The organism is uncultured Thiodictyon sp. (genome assembly GCF_903828115.1).
Classification (GTDB): Bacteria; Pseudomonadota; Gammaproteobacteria; order Chromatiales; family Chromatiaceae; genus Thiodictyon.
The window spans coordinates 1-7,631 of record NZ_CAIKKU010000711.1 but is presented as its reverse complement, the minus strand read 5'-3'; the positions used below and the strand labels follow the sequence as shown (position 1 = coordinate 7,631).

Here is a 7,631-nt window from a genome sequence, read left to right as displayed (position 1 = left end):
GTTGTCGTTGTCGAATAATCCGACCGCGATTACGACAACGACAACGACAACGACGCCCGGTCCGTAAGAACGCCCGGTCGCCACGCGGCGCGGCCGCCTGAGTCCCGCCACGTCCGTCAGGCCCTAAGTGTTAAGGCTTGTAAAGCACCTCAGAAACCGACTGCCTGGTATGGCCGGACACCGCAAGCCTCCCGGTAATCGGTATATCATCGACTGTTTTGCGACCCATAGGCCGGGATGAATGCGGGTCCCGGCGCATCCGGGACCGCGGCTGGACCGCTCCAGCCGCGGCCCCGGTGCGCCCTGAGCGAGCGGACGCCGCGGCCCGTGGCCGGCAGCGCGGCCCGCCGCTGACCAGAAACCCTATGAACCGGCCACGGGCAGCGACACGCCGGAGGGAGACTAGAGTTGAATAGCGACGCCGCCGCCGGCCCCCCGCGCGAGCCCCGGGCCCCTGTAGCGCCGGCCCCCCAAGGGCTTGAGCGCCTATTGTTCATCGCCGCGCTGGCACTCGCCGCGCTCCTCGGCAATCGGTTCAGTCTGCCGCTCGCCTTCGGTGTCGACTTCCTGTTCGGCTCCATCGCCGTGATGCTGGCCCTGGCCTGGCTGGGGACCAGGGCCGGCCTGGTGGTGGCCCTGGCCGGGGGTGCCTACACCTGGCTGCTCTGGGGCCATCCCTACGCCCTGCCCATCTTCCTGGCCGAGGCCGCGGCGGTCGGCTGGCACCGGGACCGGGCGCGCCGCCGCGGGTTGGCCACGCCGCCGCTCGCGGTCTCCGCGGCGCTGTTCTGGCTCCTGCTCGGTATCCCGCTGGCGTTGCTGGCCTACCGGGTCACGCTGGGTATAGGCTGGATACCGAACCTGCTCATTGCCGCCAAACAGTCGCAGAACGGCATCCTCAACGCCGCACTCGCCGATCTGGTCCTGGTGGGCGGCGCACTGCTGACCCGGCGGAAATCCGCGCTGTCCTTACGTCAGGTCCTGTTCGGTGTCCTGCTGGCCGCGATGCTGATCCCCTCGATCCTGCTCAACGCCTGGGAGAACCGGGACCTGAAAGACCGGTTGGAAGCCGCCCAGGCGACCAGCCTGCGGCTCTTCGGTGAAGTCGCGGTCCATCAACTGCTGGTCGACTCGCAGGGCCGCGGCGCGGACCCCGCCGCCCGGGAGGCGCAGTTGGCGGTCATGAGGTCGGCGCTGGTCGAGAACCTGCCCCCGTCATTCGACCCCCAACTGCGCCTGGAGCCGGGGCCGGCCCCGGTGCCGCAGCCCCCGGCGGGCACGACCCCGTCGCCCTTTAGCCGGGTCTTCGGCAGTTTGGCGAAACCAGGTCAGGTCATTCCCACCGCCGTCCCGGGACTCGTGTTGATCCTGCCGCGCGGCCGCTATCCCTCGCGTGTGGCCCTGTGGCGTGCCGCGGTGTATCGCCTGGAATTCCCCGCCCAGGCGTCGCCCGCCCGCGGCGGCCCCGGCGCCGGGGGCGCCGCGGACGCCCCGCCCCAGGATTTCAGTCTCGTCATGCAGTGGCGCGCCGCGCCCCTGGTCGATCAGGTGCAGGGGGCGGCGACGCGGGTGCTGGTGTCGCTGCTGGGCGTGACCCTGTTGGGGTTGGCGGTGGCGGCCGGCTTGAGTTTGCGGATCGTGCGGCCGTTGCGCCGGTTGGCGGCGGGCAGTCGCGCGCTGCCCGCCGCCATCCGCGCGGACCGGCCCTGGCCCGCGCCGGTCCCCGGCCTGCTGGCGGAGACCGGTGAGTTGGCGGATGCCGTGGCCGAGATGGCGGGGTCCCTGGCCGCGAGCTTCCGGGCGCTACGCGAGGAACGCGACCAGCGTGAGGCACTGAACCTGGTCCTGGCCGAGCAGGAGGAGCGTTACCGCACCCTCTACGAGACCATGGCCGAGGGGGTGGTCTGCCACGGGGCCGACGGTGTCATCACGGACGCCAATCCGGCGGCGCAGCGCCTGCTGGGCCTGTCGCTCAAGGCGCTGCGGGGCCGTGACCCGCTGGACCCGCGTTGGCAAGCGATACGGGAGGACGGGCTGCCCTTCCTGGGCGAGGAACTCCCGCCCATGGTCGCCCTGCGCACGGGTCAGGATTCGGGCGAGGCCGTCGTCGGCATACTCAACCGACAGGCCAACGACACCCGCTGGCTGCTGGTCCATGCCCGCCCGCAAGTCAGGCCCGGTGAATCCAGGCCCTATCGGGTCTTCACCAGCTTCGCGGACATCACCCGGCTCAAACGGACCGAGCATCGGCTGCGGGCCATCCTCGATGTCTCGCCCCACGGGATCGTGGAGGTGGACCCACTGACCCGGCGTCTGCTGTGGTGCAGCGGGTCCATGCTGCGCCTCTTCGGCTGTGGTCCCACCCAGTGGCAGGGGCTCAAGGTGGAGGACCTGCATCCGGTCGAGTCCCTGCCCCGGGTCCTGGCCGAATTCGAGCGCATGGCCCGCGCCGATCTGGCGCCCGCCCTGGACCTGCCCTGCCGCCGCCGCGACGGCAGTACCTTCTATTGCAAGCTGTCCCCGGGCCTGGCGAGCCTGGGCACGGAGACGATGCTCGTCGCCTTCTTCACGGACGTGACCGCCGAATTCCAGGCACGCCTGGCCCTGACCCGCTACAACGCCCAGCTCGAGGACCTGGTGGACGCCATCAGCCTGCCGCTGCCGCTCGCCCAACAGGTCGGCACCCTGCTGTCGCTCGGTTGCCGCAGCCTGGGCCTGGGCGCGGCGGTCCTGGTCATCATGGACGAGGAACGCGGCCACCGGGTGCTGTTCGCGGCCCCTGACGACACCCGCGACGGGGTCGCGCGCGGTCTCGAGCGCGCCTTTCTCGACGAGGTCTTGACGCATCCGGGCAGCCCGGTGGTACTGGGGCCGGAGCGGCTGCCCGGCGCGGCGCTCGCTGCGGGCCTGCGCTCCTGCGTCGCCCTGGCCTTCGCCGGCCCGCGTGCGGACGGACGCACCGACACCCTGGTGCTGTCCCTGTGGGGGCCCGAGCCGACCCTGGACCTGGGCGGACCCGGGCACCAGATCATCCGCCTCATCGCCCAGCAGATTGCCGCGGTCCGCTACCAGGAGCAGGGCCAGCGCGACCTGATGCAGGCCAAAGGCGAAGGCAATCAACACACCGCGGGAGCCGCAGTTGAATAGCGACACCACCGCCGGCCCCCCGCGCGAGCCGCTGGCCCCGCAATCCCCGCCCCCCAAGGGGCTTGCACGCCTACTGCTCATGGGGGCCCTGGCACTCGCCGCGCTCCTCGGCAATTGGTTCAGTCTGCCGGCCAGCTTCGGGGTCGACTTCCTGTTCGGCTCCATCGCCGTGATGCTGGCCCTGGCCTGGCTGGGGACCGGGGCCGGCCTGCTGGCGGCCCTGGTCGGGGGCGCCTACACCTGGCTGCTGTGGGGCCACCCCTATGCCCTGCTGACCTTCCTGGCCGAGGTCGCGGCGGTCGGCTGGCACCGGGACCGGGCGCGCCGCCGCGGGTTGGCCCCGCCGCCGCTCGCGGTCTCCGCGGCCCTGTACTGGCTCCTGCTCGGTGTCCCGCTCGCGCTGCTGGCCCATCGGTTCGCGCTGGGGTTGAGTTGGACGGCGACCCTGCTCATTGCCGTCAAGCAGGCGGAGAACGGCATCCTCAACGCCGCGCTGGCCGATCTGGTCCTGGTGGCCGGCGTGCTCCTGACCCGGCGCAAGTCCTCGCTGCCGCTGGCCCAGGTCCTGTTCGGGGTCCTGCTGGCCGCGCTGCTGGTCCCCTTGCTCCTGCTCAACGCCTGGGAGAATCGGGATCTTAAGGACCGGCTGGAGGCCGCCCAGGCGGATCGCCTGCGGCTCTTCGGCGAACTCGCGGTCCATCAACTGGTGGCACTGCCGCCGGGCCGCGGTGCCGACCCCGCCGTCGTCGAGGCGCAACTGCAAGTGATGCGCAGTGTGCTGGCCGAGCACCTGCCCGCCTCCTGCGCCCCCCAACTGCGCCTGGAGCGGGGGCTGGCCCCAGTGCCCGAGACCCAGGTGCCCGCGGCCTGGTCGCCCCTGACCTGGGTCTTCGGCCGGCAAGCCAGACCGGGCCAGGTTATTCCCACCGCCGCTCCCGGTCTCTCGCTGATCCTGCCGAGCGGTCGCTATTCCTCGCGCCTGGCCCTGTGGCACGCAGCCCTTTACCGCATGGCGATCCCGGTCCACGCGATCCCGGCCCTCGAGGCAGCCTTTCCCCCCGATCCCGCGGGCACACCGCCCCAGGGCGTTAGCCTGGTCATGGAGTTGCACGCCGCCCCCCTGATCGATCAGTTGCAGTGGGCGACGGTGCGGCTCCTGGTGCTGCTGCTGGCCGTCGCCCTGCTGGGGTTGCTGGTGGCGCACCGCCTGAGCCGGCGCATCGCGCGGCCCCTGCGCGCACTGGCCGACGACAGCCGCGCCCTGCCGGCGGCCATCCGCGAGGATCGTCCCTGGCCCGCGCCGGTCCCCGGCCTGCTGGCCGAGACCGGCGACCTGGCGGACGCCGTGGCCGAGATGGCGCGGTCACTGGCCGCGAACTTCCGGGCCCTCCTGGAGAGCGAGCGGCGCTTCCGCAACCTCTTCGAGACCATGGCCGAGGGGGTGATCTACCGGGATGACCAGGGGACCATCACGGACGCCAATCCGGCCGCCCTGCGCCTGCTCGGGCAGTCGCCCGAGCGACTGCTTGGCACGGGTATCGCGGACCTGCCCTGGCAGGTGTTGCGCGAGGACGGCAGCCCGCTCCCGGCCGCGGAGCACCCGGCCATGGTCGCCCTGCGCACGGGGCAGGACCCGGGCGCGGCCGTGATGGGCGTCATCAACCCCCTGACCGGCGATACCCGTTGGCTGCTGGTCCACGCACGCCCTGAAGTCAGGCCCGGTGAGTCCAGGCCCTTCCGGGTCTTCACCAGCTTCGCGGACATCACCCGGCTCCAGCAGACCGAGCGGCGGTTGCGGGCGATCATTGAGGCCTCGCCCCACGGCATCGTCGAGGCGGACCCGCTCACCCGGCGTCTGCTGTGGTGCAGCGGGTCCATGCTGCACCTCTTCGGCTACGGCCCCGCCCAGTGGCAGGGGCTGCGGGTGGATGACATGCACCCGGTGGAGTCGCTGCCCCAAGTCGCGGCCGAATTCGCCCGGATGGCGCAGGGCGATCTGGCGACCGCCCTGGAACTGCCCTGCCGCCGCCGCGACGGCGGCACCTTTTATTGCAAGGTGTCCCCCGGTCTGATGCGGCTGGGTCAGGCATCGACCCTGGTCGCCTTCTTCACCGACGTGACCGCCGAGCGCGCGGCGCGCCTGGCCCTGGAACTCAGCCAGGAGTCACTGCTCAAGGCCCAAGAGATCGCCCGGCTGGGGTCCTGGGAGTTCGACATCGTCCATGACCGCGTGTCCTGGTCACCGGAGGCGTTCCGCATCTTTGAACAGGACCCGCAGTGCTTTGAACCCTGCTACGAGGGTATGCTGACCAGCATCCACCCGGAGGATCGGGCCCTGCTCGACCGGGTGTATCGGGAGTCGGTCGCCAAGCGTATCCCCTACGAACTGGAGCACCGGCTGCTGACGCCGGACGGTCGGGTCAAGTGGGTCTATGAGCGCAGCGAGACCGACTACGCCGCCGACGGCACGCCGCTGCGCTCGCGGGGTACGGTGCAGGACATCACCGAGCAGCGCGCCGCGACGCAGCGTCAGCAGGCGCTCGAGGCGGCCCTGACCCGGTACAACCTCCAGCTCGAGGAATTCGCGGACCTCATCAGCCTGCCGCTGCCGCCCGCCGAACAGGTCAGCAGCCTGCTGTGGCTGGGCTGCCGTCGTTCGGGGGTGGGCGCGGCGGTCCTGGTGATGATGGACGAGGAACGCGGTCAGCGCGTGCTGTTCGCGGCCAACGACGAGACCGGCAACGGGTTCACCCCCGAGATCAGCCGCGCCCTGGTCGTCGAGACCTTGACGCACCTGGGCAGCCCCTGTGTCCTGGGGTCGGAGCGGCTGCCCGCCGCGGCGCTCAGCGCGGGCCTGCGCGCCTGTGTCGCCATGGCCTTCACCTGCCCGCGCCCGGACGGACAGGCCGATACCCTGATCCTGTCGCTGTGGGGGCCCGAGCCGTCGCTGGACCTGGATGGACCCGGGCGTCAGATCATCCGTCTCATTGCCCAGCGGGTGGCCTCGATCCGCTACCAGGAGCAGGTCCAGCACGACCTGGTACAGGCCAAGGGGCGCGAGACCATCGGTCACCTGGCGAGCGGTATCGCCCATGACTTCAACAACCTGCTCGGTGTCATCGACGCCAATGTCTACTATCTCGAGGCGCGCCTCGGCGACCTGGCCCCGGCCGACCCGCAACTGCGCCAGGTCATGGAGGAGACCCAAAGCGCCCTGGGTCAGGCCAAGGTCGTCACCTCCGGGATGCTCTCGCTGAGCCGCGCCGGCGGCGTGCCCCTGGAGTCGGTGGACCTGGCGCCGACGGTCGCCGAACTGGAGCGCATCCTGCGTCAGGTCCTCCCCGCCGCGATCGACCTGCGGGTCGCCGTCGCCCCCGGGACCCTGGCCTGGAGCAACGGTGCCTTTCTCCAGTCGGCATTGCTCAATCTCGCCTTCAACGCGCGTGACGCCATGCCCGACGGCGGCGTCCTGTCCATCGACGCGCAGCCCATTCGCTGGGATGGGCACCCCCCCCTGGCGGTGGGCGCCGTGGCGTCCATGGACTGTATCGCGCTGCGGGTCACGGACACCGGCAGCGGTATTGCACCGAGCCTGCTTGCCCGGATCTTCGACCCCCTGTTTTCCACCAAGGCGCGCCAGCGCGGTCACGGCCTCGGGCTCTTCATGGTGCAGGAGTTCGTCACCCGCTCCGGGGCCGGCCTGACGGTCGAGTCGCAACCCGGGCACGGGACCTGCTTTACCCTGCTGTTGCCCCGGGAGGCCCCCGCCGTCGGGATCGCCGAGGGTTCGGGCGCGTCGCGATCGCTCCCGGTCGGTCCGCCCGCGCCCGCGGCCAGTGCGGACGGCACCGCACCCGCACCGCTCTCCGGCCTGCGGGTGCTGGTGGTGGAAGACGACCCGCGGGTGCGCGAGGCGGTCGGCCGGCTCCTGGCCCTGGACGGCGCCCGCCTGGGCCAGGCGGAGCATGGTCAGGCCTGCCTCGAGCTCCTGGAACGCGACGCTGCCTTCGACCTGGTGCTCTCCGACATCGCCATGCCGATCCTGGACGGCATCCATCTCCAGCAACGCCTGGCGCAGGAGCGCCCCGGGCTGCCGGTCATCCTGATGACCGGTCAGAAGGACGCCTTGAGCGCACTCGACGAACTGAGCGAACGCCCGACGGTCCTGCGCAAGCCGCTGGACCCCGCGGTCCTGCGCGGCGCGATCCTGGCCAAGACCGGTGTGCGCCCGCGTAGCGGAACTGTGGTGGCTGGTTAGCGGCCGGTGAAGCCTCCGCGGTGGGTGGGTATCTTGTAGGATGGGCAGAGCGAGAGCGATGCCCATCATCACGGGTCGCCGCGGCAAACGAATGATCTGTTTTTCTTTGTGTCTTTGTGTCTTTGTGAGCCCGTCCCAGAGGTTTTCTCCGGCCTCGATCCTTGGTGCGAGCCGGCCTTGATCGTCGTTCCGGCCGCAGGGGACAGGAGGTCGAGGCTTTAGCCGG

2 protein-coding genes are annotated in these 7,631 nt (G+C 71.1%); both read left to right on the top strand.

Annotation, left to right across the window (positions count from 1 at the left end; translation table 11 throughout):
• The first annotated feature begins 408 nt into the window (after window positions 1-408).
• Window positions 409-3,147: a PAS domain S-box protein gene (locus tag QZY48_RS26730; RefSeq protein WP_295436592.1), complete on the top strand. Its 2,739-nt coding sequence runs from the start codon at window positions 409-411 to the stop codon at window positions 3,145-3,147.
• The gene (locus QZY48_RS26725; RefSeq protein WP_295436591.1) at window positions 3,140-7,405 is read left to right on the top strand and encodes a PAS domain S-box protein; all 4,266 of its coding nucleotides are present in this window, start codon (window positions 3,140-3,142) and stop codon (window positions 7,403-7,405) included. The genes QZY48_RS26730 and QZY48_RS26725 overlap by 8 nt, the downstream gene beginning before the upstream one ends.
• The last annotated feature ends 226 nt before the right edge of the window (window positions 7,406-7,631 follow it).